Raw genomic sequence first — 22,175 nt, 5'->3', positions numbered from 1 at the left:
ATGAAAGAAAGACTTGATATTGTTTTAGTAGACAGGGGCTTTGCTCCATCCCGCGAAAAGGCCAAGACTATGATTATGGCCGGTAATGTTTTTGTTAAAGGTAATCGCGAGGATAAGGCAGGCACAAAAATAGACGTAGATGCAGATATCGAAATCCACGGTCAGCAGCTTAAATATGTTAGCCGTGGTGGTCTGAAGCTTGAAAAGGCCATGACTCATTTTGATATCACACTTGATGGCAAGGTATGCATGGACATTGGAGCTTCCACAGGAGGTTTCACAGACTGCATGCTCCAAAATGGCGCCAGCAAGGTATTTTCAGTGGACGTAGGCTATGGCCAGTTCGCATGGAAGCTTCGACAGGACCCACGTGTAGTCTGCATGGAAAAGACTAACATCCGTTATGTCACACTTGAGGACATCGGCGAGAAGTTAGATTTTGCATCAGTGGATGTTTCCTTCATCAGCCTTACAAAGGTACTTGGCCCTGCAAAGGCACTTCTCAATGACGATGCTGAGATGGTTTGTCTCATCAAGCCACAGTTTGAGGCTGGTCGTGAGAAGGTAGGAAAGAAGGGCGTAGTCCGTGACCCTGCAGTACACGAAGAAGTTATTAATAAAATAATAGATTTTGTTAAAGAGATAGGTTTTTATGTGCTCCATTTGGAATTTTCTCCAATCAAGGGGCCAGAAGGTAATATTGAATACTTAATTCACATTTCTAACTCAGAAAAAGAGGGGGATGCTATTGATGTTGCTGCCACTGTAGCTGCAGCTCATGGTAGCTTGGACAAATAATGAAAAACTTTTTAATTGTTGCAAGGTCTTTTAGCGATTTACATGAAGAATACATCAGTATAATTCGTGATTATATCAAGGCACACGGCGGAATGTGTATCCTGGATTTGGATACCTGTGCTGATAGTTCAGAAGAGCCTATTACGGTAGCAGATGATGTTCAGTGCATTATCACTGTTGGTGGCGATGGCACAGTAGTCCGTGTGGCTCAGAATGTCACCAATAGAGAGGTACCGATAGTTGGTCTAAACTGTGGCCACCTGGGTTACTTATGTGATATGACAGTGGACAATATCGAGCACTGCCTTGATCAGCTCCTTAACGACAATTATAAGTTAGATACACGAATGATGCTTGAAGGTGATTGTTCAAATGATTCGGGCAATCATTACAGAGCGCTTAATGATATTGTGGTGGCGCCTGTTGCGGCAGGTCTGTATGTACTGAATCTTACCGTAAAGGTTAATGGAATTCAGCTTTACAATCACAATTGCGATGGCCTTATTGTGGCCACACCTACAGGTTCTACAGCCTACAATCTTTCTGCAAACGGCCCAATTGTGAGCCCACATGCAGATTGTATTATTCTTACACCGATAAATCCTCATACACTTAATTCCCGAAGCATCATACTTGCTTCTAGTGATGAGGTTGAGGTGACTATAGAGGCCCGTCACGATGAGGACGATCCTCAGGCAAACATTGTATATGATGGCACCCTTCGACAGACATTGAAAAAGGGTGAGACACTTAGAATTTACCGTTCTAACACCACATCACATATGGTAATGCTTGAAAATGTTAATTTCTTGGAACGAATAAGAGCAAGAATGCAGGAGATCTAAATGAAGATTGAAAGACAGGCAAAAATATTAGAATTAATAGTTAAAAATGAAATCGGTACTCAGGAAGAGCTGACTGCACGTCTTGAGGATGCTGGATTTAATGCTACACAGGCTACAGTTTCCCGCGATATCCGGGAGATGAAGCTTACTAAGATTGCCGACAGTACAGGAAAGCTTCGTTATGTGGCATTCAAGTCCACAGAGGAAGATATGAATGAGAAATATATTCGCATTTTCTTAGATGGTTTTGTGTCTATGGACAATGCTGGAAATATATTGGTTATTAAGACAGTTTCTGGTATGGCGATGGCTGTTGCTGCCGCTATGGACCATTTTGATTATCCAGAGGTTGTTGGTGTCATTGCAGGTGACGATACTATTATGTGCGCCATCCGCTCATTAGATGACACGGTTGCGATTATGGGGAAGCTTAAGAAGATTATTGAGCAGCATTAATTAGGAAAGGTGCATTCCTAAGGTTGGCGAAATGGGTTAAAAAGGAGAATAAGATGCTAGCTAGTTTGCACGTTAAAAATTTGGCTTTAATAGATGAAGAAGAAATCATCTTTTCAAAGGGGCTAAACATTCTGTCGGGCGAGACCGGAGCAGGTAAATCAATTATCTTGGGCGCACTTCACCTTAGCTTGGGTGATAAGGCATCTAAGGATTTTCTTAGAGATTCTGATTCTGAGGCCTTTGTTGAGGCGGTATATCTCGTAGATGATGAAAAAACAAAAGAGGCACTTCGTGATTTAGGCGTGGAGCCATACGATGATGAGGTAATCATGAGCAGAAAGATTACCGAGTCTAGAAGTGTTGCCAAAATTAATGGGGAGCAGGTTCCTGCGGCAAAGATGAAGGAGGTTGGAGACATCCTTCTGGATATTTACGGCCAAAAGGAGCACCAGTCTCTTCTTAATACACACAAGCACATGGAGTTTCTCGACGAGTTTGCCAAGAATCAAATCGGCGATTTAAAGGCACAGATAGCTGAGAGCTACAAGAATTACCGTGCTCTTATGCAGGAGCTTGAGGATGCAAAGAAGAGTGATATCTCAAAGGAACGTGAGATTGTTCTTCTTGACCATGAGATAAATGAAATCGAATCAGCAAATCTTAAGTCTGGCGAGGACGAGGAGCTGGAAGATGAGTACAGACGTCTTTCTAATTTCAGCAAGACAATGGATCATTTCCAGAGAGCACACGAGGCTATGTCCGGTGAAGGTGGAGCTTCAGATGCCCTCAGTTCAGCTATTTCGGATTTACGATATATAGAGTCAATCGATGAGAAGGCGGCAGATTTACTTTCAATGTTAAATGACGCCGACAGCATCATTTCCGATTTTAACCGTGAGCTTTCAAGCTACATGGCAGATACATCTTTCGATGCAGGACGTTTCAATGAGGTGGAGGTTCGTCTTAACGAAATCAACCGTCTAAAGGATAAATACGGTCCTTCCATCGAGATTATTTTAGAGGAGCTTAAAGCTCGTCAGGAGAAGAAAGCAAAGTTCGAAAGCTTTGATGAGTACTTGTCAGAGCTTAAGAAAAAGGTGGATGATGCTACAGCTGAGCTGGAGTCATTGTCAGGAAAGCTTTCTGATATCCGTCATAAGGCAGCTAAGGAGCTGGCTGTAAAAATGCAGGCTGCTATGAGCGATTTGAATTTCCTTAACTGTGAGTTTGATATGGAGCTGAATCGTTTGGATCATTTCACAGATAACGGTGTGGATGACGGGCAGTTTGTTATCAGCACCAACCCAGGTGAGCCACTTCGTCCACTTAAGGACATAGCATCAGGTGGTGAAATGAGCCGAATAATGCTTGCTATCAAGACTGTTTTGGCTTCTGATGGTGGAATAGACACACTTATCTTTGATGAGATTGATGCTGGTATTTCAGGCCGTACAGCACAGGCTGTTTCAGAGAAGCTTTCTACAGTAGCTGCAAATCATCAGGTTATCTGTATCACACACTTACCTCAGATTGCTGCGATGGCTGACACACATTTCCTTATCGAGAAGAGTGTGGAGAATGGCCATACTATCTCTGGTATCAAGAAGCTTCTTGGTGATGAGACAATCGATGAGCTTGCAAGAATGCTTGGTGGTAGTGCTATCACTGAGGCTGTTATGACTAATGCCAAGGAAATGAAGGATATGGCAAAAAGTTATAAAGAAAGAGCTTGATTTATAAAATTTTGATGATATAATGAAGTCTGCATGGTCCCATGCAGACTTTTTTCGTTTTATTCCCATTTGATTTGTGTCATAAGCGGAGGCTATATGACATTTGAAAAATTTAATAAATCTATTGTTTTTTCTTTGATTAATAAGGAAAAGCATCAGGAACTTTTAAGCAATGTGCCACACAAGGATTATCTTGATATGGCTGTGATTTTTTATGCTTATTTCACTGAGGTGAAAATCGACGATGGCAATGCCAGCATGCTGGTGGACAATCAGCTGATGGAGAAGTGGGGAATTGATGTGGATACTCTTATGGAGCACGCATTGGAGAACACACCTAGACTTCTTGGACTCAAGATTAGAGGAATCTTCAGTACAATTGCTTCATACATGGATGATGAGGCTCTCACAGAGATAGCAGAGCAGGAGGATAAGTACACACCTTTATATGTTGCCACAAACAACATTGCCACTTACGGGGCCGGTGTGGTCCTTTACAAAGATATGCTAAAGGCTTTCGCAGCCAGAAAAAAGTCAGATCTTTACATTATTCCATGTTCTATTCATGAGCTCATCCTGGTAGCGTCATCAGAGTGCGAGGGGCTGGACGTTAAAGCGTTGAAAAGTCTCATCGAGGATGTAAATAGGTTTGACTTACCTAGTGATGAAGTTTTATCAGACAATCTATATTTTTATAATAGAAAAGAAAATAAAGTAAGTTTGGTTGCATAAAAATAAGCTGGTAGGTAACAAGCTATTAGATTTCCTTAGCGAAACATGTTAGTTGAGCGGGGAAATACTAATGCTTGTTACCGTAACCAGCGTAGGTTCTAGTAAGCTTTAAGCTTCTTCCATAATGTAGTTGTATAGTCGAGGGTGTCTTTATCGTAAGCTTCATAAAGCTTGCAGCGTGACAGAGTCTCTTTTGTTGGGAACACAGTCTCATCAGCGAGAGTCTCTTCATCCTCGTGCTGTGCAACTTTTGTATTTGGTGTAGCGTACCATACGTACTCAAAGTTTTCTGTGGCAGCTTGTTCCTCACACATAAAGTCTATCCATTTCATGGCTGCATCATAGTGCTTGCAGGTGCGAGGCACGAACCAGGAATCAATCCAAAGGTTTCCACCTTCATCAGGCACGATGTAATCCAAATCATCATTGTATTCCATACCCATGGCTGCTTCTCCGGAGTAGCATACTGCCATGGCAGCATCCTCGGAAATCATACACTCATAGGTCTCGTCCTGAAGGTACGCATATACGTATTTCTTTTCATCACAGAGAAGATTGAAGGTGTCATCCAGCTCTTTTCTGTCTGTGGTGTTGATGTCGTATCCCAGCTTTTTCTGGGCAACCATAAATGCATCGCGCTGAGAATTTATCATTACGATGCGGTTGTTAAATGCTGGATCCCAGAGGCAATCCCAGGATGAAACAGTTTTTTTATCTACCATGTTGGTGTTGTAAAGGATACCAACTGTACCGTAGAAATAAGGAACGGTGTACTTGTGGGTAGGGTCGAAGGCTGCTGAAGACTCGATGATATCTGGGTCTATGTTTTCATAATTTGGAAGAGAGTTGTAATCGATAGGGATGAGCTCACCTTCCTGACGCATAGTCTCAATCATGTAGTCGGAAGTGCAGATAACGTCATAATTGATGGAACCTGCCTTGTATTTAGCGTACATATCTTCAACAGATTCGTACTCTTCGTATTTAACTTTAATTCCAGTTTCCTGCTGGAATCTTTTCAGAACATCAGCTTCGATGTATTTTCCATAATTTAAAACAACAAGTGTGTCAGTGGCTTCTGCATCAGAACCGCAGCCTGTAAAGCTGAGAACTGGGGTAGCACACAAAACAAAAATACTAAGAAGGCTAATAAATTTCTTTTTCATTATTTTGCAGCCTCCTTTCTAACATCCTTTTTGAAGTTCATTACAAGCAGAAGAATGAATGCAAGTAAGAACAGGATAGTAGACAGGGCGTAAAGCTCTGGCTGGATTCCCTTCCTAAGCTGTGTGTAAAGCATAGTAGAAAGAGTGTTAACACCGGCACCCTTTGTAAAGTAGGTGATGGTGAAATCGTCAAGTGACATTGTAAGAGCCATTAAGAATCCTGATAAAACACCAGGGAAAATCTCTGGCCATACTACCTTGTAGAAAGCGTAGCTTGGTGTGGCTCCCAAATCCATGGCTGCCTCAAAGCATGCCTCGGAAAGTGACTGTAATCTAGGAAGTACATTGAAGATTACATATGGTACCGAAAATGCGATATGTGCAAGCACTACTGAAAACTCTCCAAGTGGAGTGAATCTGGTGAATAGAAGCATCAGTGAGATACCTGTAACGATATCTGCATTTAAAAGTGGGATGTTGGTGGCACCAAGCATAACTGCAGCATGTCTCTTCTTCATGTAGTGGATACCGATGGCAGCTGATGTGCCAAGGATGGTAGCCAGTATTGAAGATGTGAGAGTGATTCTGATGGTGGTGCCAAGGGCTCCCATTATGTTGTCGTTTGAGGTGAGATTCATGTACCACTTAAATGTGAATCCGCCCCATACTGTACGTGACATTGAGTCGTTAAATGATAAAACAATAAGCACTAAGATAGGTGCGTATAAAAACAAAAATACAAGCCCGAGATAGAAGTAGGATGTACCTTTTTTAATCTTTGTCATACAAGCATACCTCCATTCTCAGAATCATCAATCCTGTTCATGATAGACATAGAAAGAAGCACGAATATCATGAGAATGATTGAAAGGCCGGAACCTAAATTCCAGTTTCTTGCAAGAGTGAATTCCTGCTCGATAACATTACCGATAAGGAGAACCTTTCCTCCACCTAAAAGGTTGGAAACAACGAATGAAGAAAGGGCTGGTACGAATACCATAATGATGCCTGAGATGATGCCATCCTTTGAAAGTGGAACAGTAATCTTAATGAAAGTAGTCCACCAATTGGCACCCAGGTCGGCAGCAGCCTCTACTACAGAATCGCTTACCTTTGATAAAGCGTTGTAAATAGGCAGAATCATGTAAGGCAGGAAATCGTATACCATACCAAGTGTAACAGCAGCCTTAGTGTATAAAATATGGACTGTTGGAAGGCCAATAGCTGAAAGAATGCTGTTTAAAATTCCGTTGTTTGAAAGGATGATCTGCCATGCAAGAATACGAAGCATGAAGTTCATCCACATTGGAAGGATAAAAAGGAATACTACGAATCCTTTGTTTGTGATTTTCAGGTTATGCAAAATAAGCGCAACTGGATAAGCAATAATCAGGCAGATTATTGTGGTGACAAAAGCAACCTCGATGGAAAGCCAAAGTGACTTCAGATGAACTGCATCGGTGATTGCAAGTAAGTTTGCAAGGGTGAAGCCTCCTGCGTCATTTGTCAGGGCATATCCTAAGATGTAAAACAGTGGAAGAATAGTGCAAATCAATACCCAGACTGCATAAGGTGCTGCAAGGAAGCTTGTTCTAAAGCGATTAATCATCTTCCTTCATTACCTCCTCATCCTCTGATTCAGGCTTGTTCATAATCTGGATGTTAAATGGTATTACATTTAATGAAACGTGCTGGCCAACCTCGAAGTACTTGGTAGTGTGAACTAGCCACTCGTATTCACCACACTGAACATCAAGCTCGTAGTGAACACCCTTGAAGAGACAGTCTGTGATGACGCCATCCATGAATCCCTTTCCAGGAGCCCCAAGCTCCACATCCTCAGGACGGATAACAACGTCGACTGGCTTCATGGTACCAAATCCACGGTCAACACAAGGAACCTGAACGCCAAGGAATGAAACAAGCTCATCCTTAATCATGATTCCTTCTATGATATTGCTCTCGCCGATGAAATCCGCAACGAAAGCATTTCCAGGCTCGTTGTAGATGTCCTCTGGAGAACCAATCTGCTGAATGTAACCCTGGTTCATAACTACGATAGTGTCAGACATGGTAAGAGCCTCTTCCTGATCGTGTGTAACGTAAAGGAATGTGATGCCAAGCTCCTGCTTAATCTTCATAAGCTCGTACTGCATGTTCTGACGAAGCTTTAAATCAAGGGCGCCAAGTGGCTCATCTAAAAGAAGAACCTTTGGCTCATTTACGATGGCGCGGGCAATGGCGATACGCTGCTGCTGGCCACCTGAAAGTGAATCGATGGAACGCTTCTCGAAGCCGTCTAAGTTTACAAGCTTTAAAGCGTATTTAATCTTGTCGTTGATGTATTCCTTTGATTTCTTCTGGATGTTGAGACCAAATGCGATATTTTCCTCGATAGTCATGTGTGGGAAAAGAGCATACTTCTGGAATACTGTGTTGATAGGACGAAGGTTCGCTGGAAGCATGGTGATGTCGTTTCCGTTGAGATAGATGCGTCCTGAATCAGGCTTTTCAAAACCACCTAAAAGGCGGAGAGTGGTAGTCTTACCACAACCTGATGGGCCAAGAAGAGTCACGAAGGTGTTCTCCTTGATGTATAAATCCAGCTCATCTAAGACAAGCTGTTTGTCGTAGCTTTTTGATACGTGATCGAATTGAATAAATTCCAATTTTTCATCCTCCTTATCTATATGAAAAGAGCTCCGAATCAGACTCGAACTGACGACCCCCTCATTACGAGTGAGGTGCTCTACCAACTGAGCTATCGGAGCAATAAAAAACAAGCAATTTATATATGTAACTGCGGTTTTTAGTCTAATATAATTACCTAAAAAAATCAATTATATTGTTGAGAAAATCGGGCTATTTTATTATAATGACACTTGTAAAAAAATGATTAAAAAGGTTAGGAGAATAACATGGCTCAGAATACTAAAAAGACATTACCTACATCAGTTCTTAAATCCTATATTAATAAGGATAATCTTCCATTGATAGCACTTATATGGCTGGTTGTTTTTTCGGTTGTGGCCATCATCGTTTCCTGCGTAGCTTTCGATATTAATGTTGTGGTTGCCTGTGTGATGGTAGTGCTTGAGGCTGCTCTTGCTGCATGCCTTAACAGAATCCCTATCTGGATTCATGGTCTTGTGTTTATCGCGCAGATTGTTATCGGCATCCTTGCATCACAGGTTGCATTTATGGTACTTATGGCGTTCATTTATGTTTTCGCCATTGCATTTTTATTTATTTGGGCAAGTAGATAATGGTAAAGATTAATTATCAAAAAGAATTAGATAAGTTAATAGCAGAACTTGAAAAAGAAGGCCGCGTGCCTTCTTTATTGCTACATAGCTGTTGTGGGCCATGTAGCAGTTATTGTATTGAGTATTTATCTCAGTATTTCAATATCACAGTGTTTTATTACAATCCTAATATATATCCGGACGAGGAATACTATCACAGGGTGAAGGAGCAGCAGCGTTTCATCGAGGCTTTCCCTGCAAAGCATCCTGTCAGCTTCATTGAAGGAGATTATGATAAGCTTCGTTTTTACGAAATGGCCAAAGGCCTAGAGCACGAACCAGAAAAGGGAGCACGTTGTCACAAGTGCTACGAACTCCGTCTCAGACGGACAGCTGAAGTTGCTTTAGAAAAAAGCTTTGACTTTTTCACAACAACGCTTACAATATCTCCAATGAAAGATTCTCAGGTTCTCAATGAAATCGGGATTCGTATAGGCGAAGAATTGGGAGTGGCATGGCTTCCATCCGACTTCAAAAAGAAGGAGGGCTTTAAGAGGTCTACAGAGTTATCAGCGGAATATGATATGTATCGACAGGACTACTGTGGATGCGTTTATTCATATAATGAAAGACAGTTACAAAAAGAACAGACTTAAGAAACACGGAGGATTAGTTATGGCACAGTTGTGGGGAGGTAGATTCACAAAATCTACCGATCAGATGGTTTATGATTTCAATGCTTCAATCAGTTTTGATAAAAAACTGTTTGCGCAGGATGTCCGCGGTAGCCGAGCACATGTTAAAATGCTTGCTTCTGTTGGAGTTATCACTGACGATGAGCGTGACCAGATTTTGGCTGGTCTCGACAGCATTGAAAATGATGTTAATTCAGGGGCACTTGAGATTACCTCTGAGTACGAGGATGTCCACAGCTTTGTCGAAGCTAACCTTATCGATAGAATAGGAGACGCAGGAAAGAAGCTTCACACAGGCCGCAGCCGTAATGACCAGGTGGCTCTTGATATGCGTCTTTACACACGTGACCAGGTCGATGCCACATCTCAGGCTCTTACACATTTACTTCAGACCATTCTTGGTATCATGGAAGAGCACATCGACACTATCATGCCTGGTTTCACACATCTTCAGAAGGCTCAGCCTATCACACTTGCACATCATATGGGTGCTTACTTTGAGATGTTCAGAAGAGACGTACTTCGTCTTTCCGATATCAGAGTTCGCATGAATTACTGTCCACTTGGTTCGGGAGCCCTTGCTGGTACCACATATCCACTTAACAGAGATATGACAGCAGAGCTTTTGGAATTTGATGGTCCTACTTTAAATTCCATGGACGGTGTTTCTGACAGAGATTATCTTATCGAGTTTTTATCAGCCCTTGCTACAATTCAAATGCATCTTTCTCGTTTTTCAGAGGAAGTTATTATCTGGAACAGTAATGAGTATCGTTTCGTAGAGATTGACGATGCTTACTCTACAGGCTCATCTATCATGCCACAGAAGAAGAACCCAGATATTGCAGAGCTTGTTCGTGGTAAGACAGGCCGTGTTTACGGTGCACTTACATCACTTCTTACCACTATGAAGGGTATCCCTCTTGCTTACAATAAGGATATGCAGGAGGACAAGGAGATGGCATTCGACGCCATGGAGACAGTACAGAACTGTATCGTTCTCTTTGATGGCATGCTTGCCACTATGACATTCAACAAAGAGGTAATGGCAGAATCTGCTAAGAAGGGCTTCACAAATGCCACTGATGCTGCCGATTATTTAGTTAATAGAGGTGTGCCTTTCAGAGATGCACACGGTATCATTGGTCAGCTTGTTCTTTACTGCATAGACAGGGACAAGTCTATCGATGAGCTTTCATTAGAGGAATTAAAGGCAATTTCTCCAGTTTTTGAAGAAGATATTTACGATTCAATTTCCATGGAAACCTGCGTAAATAAGCGACTTACAACAGGTGCTCCTGGACATGACGCTATGATTGGGGAAATTAATGCTTGCAAGGAGTTCCTTAATAGTTTATAATGCCGTATAACGACTGCGGCGGACAAATGTCCGCGACAGAAAAACAAATTTAAGGAGAGTGTTTGAAATGAGCGAGAAATTAAGAGTCGGAATTCTTGGTGGAACTGGTATGGTTGGTCAGAGATTTATTTCTCTATTAGAAAACCATCCTTGGTTTGAGGTTACTACAATTGCTGCCAGCCCAAGAAGTGCCGGTCAGAGATACGAGGATGCAGTAGGCGGAAGATGGAAAATGACTACTCCAATGCCAGAAGCAGTGAAGGACATCATCGTAAAGAACGTAAACGAGGTTGAGGAAGTAGCTTCAGAGGTTGATTTTGTATTCTCAGCTGTTGATATGTCTAAGGACGAGATCAAGGCCATTGAAGAAGCTTATGCAAAGACTGAGACTCCAGTAGTTTCAAACAACTCAGCACATAGATGGACTCCAGATGTTCCTATGGTAGTGCCTGAAATCAATCCACAGCACATGGAAGTTATCGAGTTCCAGAAGAAGAGACTTGGTACAACACGTGGTTTCGTTGCAGTTAAGCCAAACTGCTCAATCCAGTCATATGCACCAGTTCTTACAGCTTGGAAGGAATTCGAGCCATACGAGGTAGTAGCTACAACATACCAGGCTATCTCAGGTGCAGGTAAGACATTTAAGGATTGGCCAGAGATGGAAGGCAACATCATCCCATTTATCTCAGGTGAGGAAGAGAAGTCAGAGAAGGAGCCACTTAGAATCTGGGGCGAAATCAAGGACGGAGTTATCGTTCCAGCTGATGATGTAAAGATTACATGCCAGTGTATCCGTGTACCAGTTCTCAATGGTCACACAGCTGCAGTATTTGTTAAGTTTAGAAAGCAGCCTACAAAGCAGCAGCTTATCGATGCAATCAACAACTTCTCAGGTGTTCCACAGGAGCTTAAGCTTCCTAGCGCACCAAAGCAGTTCATCCGTTATATGGAAGAGGACAACAGACCTCAGGTATCTCTCGACGTTGATTACGAGAACGGTATGGGCGTTTCTGTTGGACGTATCCGTGAGGATAGCATCTACGATTGGAAGTTCGTTGGACTTTCACACAACACAGTTCGTGGTGCTGCAGGCGGCGCTGTACTTTGCGCAGAGCTTCTTAAGGCTCAGGGCTACATCACAAAGAAATAGAATATTAGCACTTGTTTGTTGACACTTATTTAACAGCTAATTCACAAGTTATTACCCCTTCTTATGCTAAGATAAGAAGGGGTATTTTTGACTGCGGTTTAAGAGGTTTTTATGGGGACAATTAAAAGCAAATATGTAGCTAACAAAAATTTAACAATAATTAGTTCGACTATATGGGCTTTTTTTACTCTTATTTGTGTGCTTTCTATTGTTTTTCATTCCCATCCTGTGTACAAATTGGGGTATATATATATAATAATTTTTCTTTTTCCTTTTTTGCTTATTGCAGGCTTATATGGATATCTTATAAGCATGTTTTCTTTTATAGTATGTTTTCTTGTTTCCTTGATTTTTAATAGTGAACAAGCATATTCTATGGCCGTTTTTCTAATAGCTATGTTTGGTTATTCTCTTTTTTCTCAATATTTTTGGTTTAAAAGTGCTGTCAAATCTGTTTTAGCGGTACTGATAACATCCACTTTGACAACAATTATAGCAATACTCTGTTTTCCGGTTGTAAGTAGAAATGATTTATCAGATCCATTTTGGATGGTTATTTTAGGCTATTTTTGTGGAACCTTTATATTAGTATCTACTGCAACTCTTATATTAGCTATTTTTTTTAATTTTGGATCAGATACCTCTAAAACTCTTTTTCCATTAGCTTATGGATATACAAAGGAGTATCAAAGAAATGAGTTTTATCATAGATACAACAGAAAAACAAAAGTAAGTATTAAAATAACAACAATTATTATTGCAGTTGAGTTAGTATTGAGCATATCAGTAGCCTTCTTTATACCGATTTTATTTCCGGATTTGAAGGCAATGATGATTGATACCATTGATGTCCAAAACAAAAGTGAAACTATAGATAATATGAATGGTAATGTTTACTCATATATATCAGATGCCAATTACAAAATGAATGATATGGCTATCATATTTGATATAAAGATGAGCCTTTTGATGATGTGTGTTGGTGTTCCTCTGGCAGCCATTGCAAATTACTATACAAAGACATCTATAGGTGGACCATTGGGACTTATGTCTGACTTTATGCATTCTTTTGTTCTTACCAAGGATGAGGACAAGCTGAAGGTCATAAGACAGATTAGCAATATGGAAATAAAAACAGGCGATGAGATAGAGGTGTTGTCGGATTATGCAAAGTCTACACTTCTGGAAATGGCCGATTATATTGAAAGATATGAGAAACAGCAAAAGCTGGAGACAGAGCTTGAAATTACAAAACAGGCTAGTGAAGCTAAATCAAGCTTCCTATCAAATATGTCTCATGAAATACGTACTCCTATTAATGCTATCATCGGTATGAATGAGATGATTATCAGGGAATGTACTGATGAACAGATACTGGAGTATGCCAATAATGCCAAATCAGCTGGAAACTCGCTTCTTTCTCTTGTAAATGATATTTTGGACTTTTCAAAAATTGAGGCTGGCAAAATGGAGATTTTACCAGTTCAGTACGATCTTGCTTCCATGGTAAATGATTTGGTAAATCTTATTGCGGCAAGAGCGGAAGAAAAGGGCCTTGATTTAGAAATAAATGTAGATAGTTCTATACCTTCACTTCTCATTGGAGATGAAATTAGACTAAAGCAGGTTGTTACAAATTTGCTTACTAATGCTGTCAAATATACAGAAAAAGGAATTGTAGCTTTAAGCGTTTCTTATGAAAAGAGTGATGAGAACAATATAATTCTTCATTTCGAGGTAAGTGATACAGGTATAGGTATTAAAGAAAGTGATTTAGCAAAGCTTTATTCCCCATTCGAGCGAATTGAAGAGATTAGAAATAGAACAATCGAAGGCACTGGCCTTGGTATGAGTATTGTTCGTAAGCTTTTAGCTTTGATGGATACAAAGCTTATTGTTGAAAGTGAGTACGGCAAAGGTTCATCCTTTAGATTTTTCGTTAAACAGGAGGTTGTTTCCTGGGATGAAATCGGTGATTTCAAAGACAAATACAAGGAATTTATTAATTCAGCAGAAAAATATCATCAGAGATTCCAGGCACCTACTGCCAATATTCTTGTGGTAGATGATACTGAAATGAACCTTACTGTTATAAAGAGTCTTTTAAAGAAGACCCTTGTAAATGTAGATACAGCTATTAGTGGATTTGAAACCTTAGATAAGGTTAAAGAAAAGAAATACGATATCATCTTCCTGGATCATCGAATGCCGGAAATGGATGGTATCGAAACCTTTGAAAAGATGAAGGTTTTAAATGGAAATATTAATAAGGCAACACCTGTAATTGCCCTTACCGCAAATGCTGTATCAGGTGCAAAGCAGGAGTATCAGAATATAGGCTTTAATGACTATCTGGCAAAACCTGTTAACTCCGTAGAGCTGGAAAAGATGATGGAGTTCTATTTACCTCCAGAAAAGATAGAATCCGTAGCTATCGACAATGGTTTTGAAAAGTATTTTGATGGAAAATTAGATATTCCGGAAGGAAGCTTCCTTGCTAACCTTAAAGAAATTGATTTGAAGCAAGCTATCACTAATTGCGGTGGGGCAGAGGTGCTTGAAAATGTTGTTAAAGACTTCCTTGTTTCTCTGGATAATAAAGCGGATGCTATTGAAAAATATTTGAATGATGGTGATTTAAGAAATTATACAGTTTATGTCCATGCCCTAAAGAGCTCGGCAAGATTAATCGGAGCTATGGAGCTTTCAAAGATGGCTGCAGATTTAGAGGCAGAAGGAAATGAAGGTAATTTTATCGCTATTCATGAAAGGACACCTGCTTTACTTGAAAAATACAGAAGCTATAAAGAACATTTAAAGGCTGCTATGGAAGATGAGGATAATACAGACAAACCACTGATTCCAGAGGATGATTTGAAGCGAGCATTTAAGGATATTAAAGAATTGGCTGAAGCATATAATTATGACGCTATAGATTATATTCTTTCAATGCTTGGAGAATACAGTATTCCTGAGGATTATAAGGATACCTATAATAAAATCAAACAATTAACAGTTGCGGTAGATAGAGATAGAATTTTAGAGTTGTTGTAACTATTGTTTTCTTAAGAGGATTTGACTATGGAAAAGAGACTTGTTCTGGTTGGTGATTCAAAAAGCTTTATGGTTTCATCAATTGCAAAGGAGCTGACAGACAATGGCTTTGATGTCATTAAGGCATCCTATAACGTGGATGCTTTGAGTCAGATCGCCAATCGTCCTTCGGTATTTCTTGTTTATATCGATGACTTTGGAGAAATAAAGGATTTGTTTGTTTATTTGAAGGACAGCACCCTAGAAGGAGACATATCACTGTCTGTTATTGGTTCCCAAAATGATATAGACAGTGTTAAGAATCTTATGCCAAATACTCCTCTTGCTGCATCTTTCTTACGTCCAATTAACGTAAAAGATATGGCGGTGGCCATGGATAAAGTATTACAGGCTGAGGATGAGCGTCTTCAAAATAAGAAAATTCTTGTTGTTGATGATGACGGAACCATGCTTAGAACCATTAAGAGCTGGTTGGAAGGATACTATCAGGTGTTTATGGTTAATTCTGGAATGGCAGCCATTACATTTTTGGCAAAGAATAAAGTCGATTTGATTTTGCTGGATTATGAAATGCCAGTAACACCAGGACCACAGGTTCTAGAGATGCTTAGGTCAGATCCTGCTACATCACATATTCCAGTTATGTTCCTTACAAATAAAAGTGACAGGGAATCTGTTATAGCAGCAGTTGATTTAAAGCCAGAAAAGTACTTATTAAAGACAATGAAGCCTATGGAAGTCCTTAAGTCCATTAATGAATTTTTTGAGAAGGAGAAGGCAAAGAGTTATTAAAAATCTACAAATTATTAAATTTGAATAAAATTCTTTTTTGGTGTAGTCTGCTAAAGTGAAATGTGTTATTATAGTAGCCGTACTGATATATTGAAGAAAATTGCTAGGGAGAATTGTTATGGTTACTAGAACAAACGAACTCAAGAAGTTAGATGCTATTTACCAAAGTAATACTAATAATCTGGTTCTTATGTATGGTAGAACCGGTAGCGCAAAGGAAGCCCTTTTGGATTCCTTTACAACAGGCAAGTCTTATTTCTATTACAGAAGCAGACAGTGTTCGGACGCTAAGCAGCTTTTCTATTTAGATAAGCAGATGCGCGAAACATATAGTTTTCTCAAGGCAAGCCAGAGCTTCGAGGAGAGCTTTAAGAACTTCCGCTCAAAGGATGGTTCAAAGCTTGTTGTCATTATTGATGAGGCTCAGTTTGCTATTAAGAAGAATACAGAACTGTTCTATGCACTTTGTTCTCTTAAGAACCGTAAGCTTTACCCTGGTAAGGTTATGATAATTGTTGTCAGTTCATCTATCGTATGGGCAGAGAACACTTTCCCAGAGGTAGTAGGTTCTCTCAAGTCATCAGTGGATGAGACTATTAAGCTTGAAAATCTTTCATTCCTTGATGTGGTTAGAGCATTCCCAAGCTATTCAGTTGCACAGTGTGTCAGCACCTACGGTATTATCGGTGGCGTAGCTGACTATGTGGACAGATGGGATGGCCGTAAAAACATTAAGGCAAATGTCTGTGAGCATATCCTTAGTCCTACAGGATTTTTATATAAGGAGGCTGAAGGATATATTTCATCAGAGCTTCGTGAACTTTCTTGTTACAATACAATCCTTGGTTCAATTGCCAGTGGAAATGAAAAACTTAATGATTTATTCGAAGATACAGGATATTCCCGCGCTAAGATTTCTGTTTATATGAAGAATCTTGCTGCATTTGATGTAGTTGATAAGGTTGTTTCATTTGAGACAGGTGGATGGGATAATACTAAAAAGGGTGTTTACAGAATAGTAGATCCATACATCAATTTCTGGTTTACATTTGTTTATCCTCATTTGTCAGAGCTGATTTCCCGTACACCTGAGTCTTTCTATAACGAGTTTATTTACCCTCATCTTGATAGATACTTGCAAACATATTTTATTGATGTTTGCCGTGAGTACTTACATCTGCTCAATGTAGTTGACCAGCTTCCAATCAAGCTTGTGAAGATTGGTACATGGGTAGGTAAAGAGGGCAATATCGATGTTATCGGTCAGAGTTCTAACCGCGAGAATGTGGTTGGTATTTGTAACTGGGCTGACAAGCAGATGAGCTACAAGAGATACGAGGAATTGCTTGAGTCTATGAAGAAGGCCCGCATCACAGCAAATACAATTTATCTCTTCTCAGCTACCAAGTTTGATGATAAGCTCATAGAACTTTCTAAGGAAAATAAATCTGTAGTTCTGGTAGACATGACAGAGCTATAATTGATATAATTAATAGGAATTTTACAGGTAGAAGCCTTTGCAAATCTGATTTGCAGAGGCTTCGATTTTGTTGAATCTAGAAATAATTTTTAGGGAGTTATGTTTTGGGAAAAAAGCTTATCATCACTGAGAAACCATCAGTTGCCAGAGATTTTGCCAGAGTGCTTAAGGTCAGCGGTAATAATAATGGTTATATTGAAAATGGTGAGTATGTCGTTAGCTGGTGCTATGGCCATCTGGTTCAGATGGTTTATCCAGAGGAATACGACATTAAATATAAAAAATGGAATCTTGAGGATTTGCCTTTCCTTCCTCAGAATTATAAATATGGCGTTGTTGAATCTGCAAAAGAGCAGTACAAGGTAGTTAATTCCCTTTTACATAGAGAAGATATAGATACTGTTTACTGGGCAGGTGACTCGGGAAAAGAAGGACAGACTATTGAGGAAAATATCCGTAATTATGGTGGCGTTCGTGAAGGAATGACAGAGCTTCGTGTATGGATTGATTCTCAGACTGATGACGAAATCCTTAGAGGAATTCGCGAAGCAAAGCCTATGAGCGATTATGCAAGGCTTGGAGCTTCTGGAATTATGCGTACTATAGAGGATTATAGTCTTGGTATTAACTTTTCCAGAGCTCTTTCAGTTAAATATGGAAGATTAATAAATGATGCAGCTGCTACTTCAGGTTATTCAGCTATTGCTATTGGCCGCGTTATGACATGTGTTCTTGGCATGGTAGTAGAGCGTGAGCGAGAAATCCGTAATTTCAATGAAGATCCATTCTTTAAGGTTATTGGAAAGTTTTCAGAAGGTGCTTTCCCAGCGGAGTGGAAGGCAGTAGAAGGATCTAAATATTTCGAGTCACCATTGTTATACGGCGACAAAGGAAATGGCTTTAAAGAAAAGGAAAGTGCAGAGAAATTAATTGCAGAATTAACAAATCTTTCTGCCAAATTAGTAGATAAAGATACTGGTATTTCAAAGAAAAAAGCTCCTCTTTTATTTAACCTTGCGGAGCTTCAGTCTGAGTGTTCCAAGAGATTCAAGATTTCTCCAGCACAGACTCTTGATATTATTCAGGAATTATACGAAAAGAAATATACTACATATCCTAGAACTGATGCCAGAGTACTTACTACAGCTGTAGCAAAGGAAATCAGAAAGAATCTATATGGCCTTCAGAATTATGGCCCTACAGCAAATTTCGTTAAAGACATTATAGGTAATCAAAAGTTTGTTGGTATAGAAAAGACTTCATATACTGATGACAGCAAGGTTACTGATCACTACGCTATTATACCTACTGGTCAGTGTAATGGCATTGATAAACTATCTCCACTTAGCCAGAGAGTATATGATTTGATAGTACGTCGTTTCTTATCTATCTTTTATCCTCCTGCAGAGTACAAAAACGTAAAGGTTACTGTTCAGGTGGGGGATGAAAAGTTCTTTGCCGGAGCAAAGGTACTTGTTAAACCTGGCTATTTGGAAATTGCAGGTATTCCAAAGGCGAAGGATTCCGCAGATAATGATGGAGAGGATTCTGAGGAAAGTGAAGACAGCTTTTCTAAGGAAGATTTCGTTAAATTTGTAGAATCTGCAAATATCGGAGATGAAGTTTCTGTCAATGGTTTTGACCTAAAAGAAGGCAAAACTTCACCACCTAAGAGATATACTTCGGGTTCACTTATTCTTGCTATGGAAAATGCAGGAAAGCTTATAGAGGATGAAGAGCTTAGAGAGCAGATAAAGACTACAGGTATTGGTACTTCAGCTACAAGAGGTGAAATCCTCGAAAAATTAGTACGTATTGGATACCTTAATCAAAATAATAAGACCCAGGTCATTACACCAGAAAAGCTTGGTGAAATGATATACGAAGTTGTTCTTCTTACAACACCATCACTTTTAAAGCCAGAGCAGACAGCAAACTGGGAAAAGGGATTGGAAGGAATTATAAATGGTTCTGTTGAATTTACAGATTACCGCAGCCAGCTGGAAGATTATATTCGAAATGAAACAAAGAATATGATTGATCAGGATTTGACACAGAACATTGCCATGAACATTAATCAGTTTACTGGCAAGGATTCTAAGGGTGTGGCTACTAGAAAGCCTCTTGGAATCAAGTGTCCTAAATGTGGAGGAGAACTTACAACTACATCCTTCGGATATGGCTGTACAAACTACTTCGATGATAATATAAAATGTAAATTTAATTTAGGACAGGTTGCTGGAGTTGATGTTCCAGAAGAACAATTTAAGAAATTAGTCACTGAAGGTAAGACAGATTTAATAGAAGGCTTTAAGAGTAAATCAGGTAAGCCTTTTAAATCAGTCCTTAAAATGGAAAAGAACGAAGATGGAGAATTTGTTACTTCATTTGATTTTTCTGAGACACCTACAGAATTCATAGAAGGCTTAAATTGCCCTGCCTGCGGTGGAAGAATTTTCCAGACGGCTTATGGTTTTGCCTGCGAGCATAGATTCCAGGAGGAAAATCAATGTTATTTCTCAATCGGAGAGGTTGCAGGAAGAAAACTTACTGTAGATGAGTTCAGTGCTCTTATTAAAGAAGGAGTTACTCCTGTACTTAGTGGTTTTAAATCAAAGACTAATCAAAAATTTGATGCAAAGCTTCGAATTAAAACTAACGAAGAAGGGAAAAAGGTAATTTCCTTCGATTTTGATGGGATTGAAGCTACCAAGCTGGAAGGTTGCAAGTGTCCAGACTGTGGCGGAGATATTGCTGTAAAAATGTCAGGCTATGGCTGTGTAAACTACAGCTCTTCAGATGAAAATTCCTGCAAATTCTACATTGGAAAGACTATTGCAGGAAAGAATATTAGCCCACAGGTTGCTACACAGCTTTTAAAAGAAGGCAAAACAGATACTTTAAGAGGCTTTAAAGGAAAATCTGGAAAGAAATTCGATGCGGTACTGATTCTTAAAAAGAATGAAGAGTCCGGCAGGACTGAGGTTGTGTTTGACTTTGATAATGCTGAGCCTAATTTTGTTCCTGATATTGTTTGTCCTGATTGCGGAAGCAAAATAGTAAAGACTAATTTTGGATTTGCATGCGAAAAGTATTTTGATAAAGAAAACAAATGTGATTTTGTAATTGGTGAAATTGCATCTAAAAAGCTTACAGATGCTGATGTTAAGGAGTTGCTTTCAACAGGAAGTACAAAGACAGTCAGAGGATTTAAGGGAAAGTCTGGTAAAAAGTTTGACGCCTGCCTTGTTTTAAAGAAGAATGAAGAATCAGGAAAGCACGAAATCTCCTTTGATTTTGACAATGTGGAGGCAAAAGAAATCAAGGATGTTGCCTGCCCAATCTGTGGTGGTAAGATTGTGGTTACTCCATTTGGATACGGATGCAGCAATTACAATAAAGACGACCCAGATAATTCCTGCAAATTTAATATTGGTCAGGTGGCTGGAGTGAAGCTTAAGGAAGCTCAGGTTAAAGAACTTCTTTCTAATGGTATAACAGATACCATATCAGGCTTTAAATCCAAGAAGGGCACTAAATTTGATGCGAAGCTTACCCTTTCAAAGGATGAGAATGGCAAGGTAACTGGAATAGGATTTGTGTTTGAAGATGAAACAAAAGAGATGCCAGGATTAACATGTCCTAAGTGCGGCAGTCCTATTATCAAGAATCATTTTGGATATAAATGTAAGAATAATATTCAGGGAAACGTGGATAGCTGCAGCTTCTTTGTAGGTAAGGTAGCAGGTGTAGATATTCCAGAAGATCAGTTTACAAAATTAATCAAGGAAAAACGTACTGATGTTATCACTGGATTTTTGAGCAAAAAAGGTTTATTCTTTGATGCGAGATTAAAACTTAATGATGAGTTTAGAACAGAGTTTGATTTTGAGAACTTTAATGGTCAAAACTAATTAAGATAGGAGTTTACAATGGAACAAGCTAAAATTAAATCTATGTATAATTTAAATGAAACTATTGCTGCAGATTTATTCGAGGGCAAGGATTATCCTTGGGAGGTTCTTCCAGAGATTTCTGATTTTATTAAGAAGTTAGGACCTACTCTTGATCCAGAGAAGTTTGAACAGCGTGGAGAGGATATCTGGGTTGCAAAGTCTGCAAAGGTTTTTGATTCAGCATATCTTAATGGCCCACTTATTATTGATGAGGATGCTGAGGTTCGTCAGTGTGCTTTTGTTAGAGGTTCAGCAATTGTTGGTAAAAACTGCGTAGTAGGAAATTCTACAGAGCTTAAGAATGTTGTTCTTTTCAATAATGTTCAGGTTCCTCACTACAATTACGTAGGTGATTCAATATTAGGCTACAAATCTCACATGGGAGCTGGCTCTATTACTTCAAATGTTAAGTCTGATAAGACATTAGTTGTAGTAAAGGCTCGTGATGGAGAGCAGATTGAGACTGGTCTTAAGAAATTTGGAGCTATGCTTGGAGACAATGTGGAGGTTGGTTGCAATTCTGTACTTAACCCTGGCACAGTTGTTTGTCCTCGTTCTAATATTTATCCTCTTTCACCAGTTCGTGGTGTCATCGAATCTGACAGTATTTTTAAGTCACAGGATAATATTGTAAAAAAGAATTAAACTAAATCAATATTAATATATTAATACGCCTGCTCAGGTGATTGAATCCTTCCACTAATAAATTA

General features: G+C 39.5%; 18 protein-coding genes and 1 tRNA gene. 14 read left to right on the top strand and 5 right to left on the bottom strand.

Annotated features, from left to right (window positions below):
* The 5 genes from G592_RS0111530 to G592_RS0111510 all read left to right on the top strand — a co-directional run bounded on the left by G592_RS0111530 (position 1) and on the right by G592_RS0111510 (position 4,564).
* The gene (locus tag G592_RS0111530; RefSeq protein WP_028247953.1) at positions 1-798 is read left to right on the top strand and encodes a TlyA family RNA methyltransferase; all 798 of its coding nucleotides are present in this window, start codon (positions 1-3) and stop codon (positions 796-798) included.
* Entirely contained in the window at positions 798-1,643 is an 846-nt protein-coding gene (locus G592_RS16405; protein ID WP_051194897.1) for an NAD(+)/NADH kinase, read from the top strand. The genes G592_RS0111530 and G592_RS16405 overlap by 1 nt, the downstream gene beginning before the upstream one ends.
* Positions 1,644-2,099, top strand: a complete 456-nt coding sequence (gene argR / locus G592_RS0111520; protein ID WP_028247952.1) for an arginine repressor — start codon at positions 1,644-1,646, stop codon at positions 2,097-2,099.
* A gap of 53 nt (positions 2,100-2,152) precedes the next feature.
* Positions 2,153-3,832 carry a DNA repair protein RecN gene (gene recN / locus G592_RS0111515; RefSeq protein ID WP_028247951.1) on the top strand — a complete coding sequence of 560 codons (1,680 nt, stop codon included), beginning with the start codon at positions 2,153-2,155 and terminating at the stop codon, positions 3,830-3,832.
* A gap of 96 nt (positions 3,833-3,928) precedes the next feature.
* Complete coding sequence (locus tag G592_RS0111510) at positions 3,929-4,564, top strand: DUF5688 family protein (RefSeq protein ID WP_028247950.1); 636 nt, start codon at positions 3,929-3,931, stop codon at positions 4,562-4,564.
* 98 nt (positions 4,565-4,662) lie between these two features.
* Here the strand turns inward: G592_RS0111510 and G592_RS0111505 are convergent, their stop codons facing one another.
* From G592_RS0111505 to G592_RS0111485, 5 genes are all read right to left on the bottom strand, one after another.
* Positions 4,663-5,730 (bottom strand): ABC transporter substrate-binding protein, encoded by a 1,068-nt coding sequence (locus G592_RS0111505; protein WP_028247949.1) that lies wholly within the window; start codon positions 5,728-5,730, stop codon positions 4,663-4,665.
* Positions 5,730-6,515, bottom strand: coding sequence for an ABC transporter permease (locus G592_RS0111500; RefSeq protein WP_028247948.1), 786 nt, complete (start codon positions 6,513-6,515; stop codon positions 5,730-5,732). The genes G592_RS0111505 and G592_RS0111500 overlap by 1 nt, the downstream gene beginning before the upstream one ends.
* Positions 6,512-7,339: an ABC transporter permease gene (locus tag G592_RS0111495; RefSeq protein ID WP_036952748.1), complete on the bottom strand. Its 828-nt coding sequence runs from the start codon at positions 7,337-7,339 to the stop codon at positions 6,512-6,514. The genes G592_RS0111500 and G592_RS0111495 overlap by 4 nt, the downstream gene beginning before the upstream one ends.
* Positions 7,332-8,399: an ABC transporter ATP-binding protein gene (locus G592_RS0111490; RefSeq protein WP_028247946.1), complete on the bottom strand. Its 1,068-nt coding sequence runs from the start codon at positions 8,397-8,399 to the stop codon at positions 7,332-7,334. The genes G592_RS0111495 and G592_RS0111490 overlap by 8 nt, the downstream gene beginning before the upstream one ends.
* Before the next feature lie 29 nt (positions 8,400-8,428).
* Positions 8,429-8,501 (bottom strand) — tRNA-Thr (locus tag G592_RS0111485).
* A gap of 147 nt (positions 8,502-8,648) precedes the next feature.
* Between G592_RS0111485 and G592_RS0111480 the strand changes: the two genes are divergently transcribed.
* The 9 genes from G592_RS0111480 to G592_RS0111440 all read left to right on the top strand — a co-directional run bounded on the left by G592_RS0111480 (position 8,649) and on the right by G592_RS0111440 (position 22,110).
* A complete protein-coding gene (locus tag G592_RS0111480) occupies positions 8,649-8,996 on the top strand; it encodes a hypothetical protein (protein ID WP_028247945.1) in 348 nt (115 codons plus the stop codon).
* Positions 8,996-9,631: an epoxyqueuosine reductase QueH gene (locus tag G592_RS0111475; protein ID WP_036952744.1), complete on the top strand. Its 636-nt coding sequence runs from the start codon at positions 8,996-8,998 to the stop codon at positions 9,629-9,631. The genes G592_RS0111480 and G592_RS0111475 overlap by 1 nt, the downstream gene beginning before the upstream one ends.
* Before the next feature lie 19 nt (positions 9,632-9,650).
* The gene (gene argH / locus G592_RS0111470; RefSeq protein ID WP_036952741.1) at positions 9,651-11,030 is read left to right on the top strand and encodes an argininosuccinate lyase; all 1,380 of its coding nucleotides are present in this window, start codon (positions 9,651-9,653) and stop codon (positions 11,028-11,030) included.
* 67 nt (positions 11,031-11,097) lie between these two features.
* Complete coding sequence (gene asd / locus G592_RS0111465) at positions 11,098-12,183, top strand: aspartate-semialdehyde dehydrogenase (RefSeq protein ID WP_028247942.1); 1,086 nt, start codon at positions 11,098-11,100, stop codon at positions 12,181-12,183.
* A 774-nt stretch (positions 12,184-12,957) separates the two neighbouring features.
* Entirely contained in the window at positions 12,958-15,237 is a 2,280-nt protein-coding gene (locus tag G592_RS16400; RefSeq protein ID WP_242830169.1) for an ATP-binding protein, read from the top strand.
* A gap of 27 nt (positions 15,238-15,264) precedes the next feature.
* Positions 15,265-16,029: a response regulator gene (locus G592_RS0111455; protein ID WP_028247941.1), complete on the top strand. Its 765-nt coding sequence runs from the start codon at positions 15,265-15,267 to the stop codon at positions 16,027-16,029.
* A 118-nt stretch (positions 16,030-16,147) separates the two neighbouring features.
* Complete coding sequence (locus tag G592_RS0111450; protein WP_028247940.1) at positions 16,148-17,509, top strand: ATP-binding protein; 1,362 nt, start codon at positions 16,148-16,150, stop codon at positions 17,507-17,509.
* A 104-nt stretch (positions 17,510-17,613) separates the two neighbouring features.
* Positions 17,614-21,423 carry a DNA topoisomerase III gene (locus G592_RS16395; protein WP_081660402.1) on the top strand — a complete coding sequence of 1,270 codons (3,810 nt, stop codon included), beginning with the start codon at positions 17,614-17,616 and terminating at the stop codon, positions 21,421-21,423.
* An 18-nt stretch (positions 21,424-21,441) separates the two neighbouring features.
* Positions 21,442-22,110 carry a UDP-N-acetylglucosamine pyrophosphorylase gene (locus tag G592_RS0111440; protein ID WP_028247939.1) on the top strand — a complete coding sequence of 223 codons (669 nt, stop codon included), beginning with the start codon at positions 21,442-21,444 and terminating at the stop codon, positions 22,108-22,110.
* The last annotated feature ends 65 nt before the right edge of the window (positions 22,111-22,175 follow it).

It is taken from the genome of Pseudobutyrivibrio ruminis CF1b, from assembly GCF_000424005.1.
Lineage (GTDB): Bacteria > Bacillota > Clostridia > Lachnospirales > Lachnospiraceae > Pseudobutyrivibrio > Pseudobutyrivibrio ruminis_C.
This window is presented reverse-complemented; position numbering and strand designations above follow the sequence as displayed.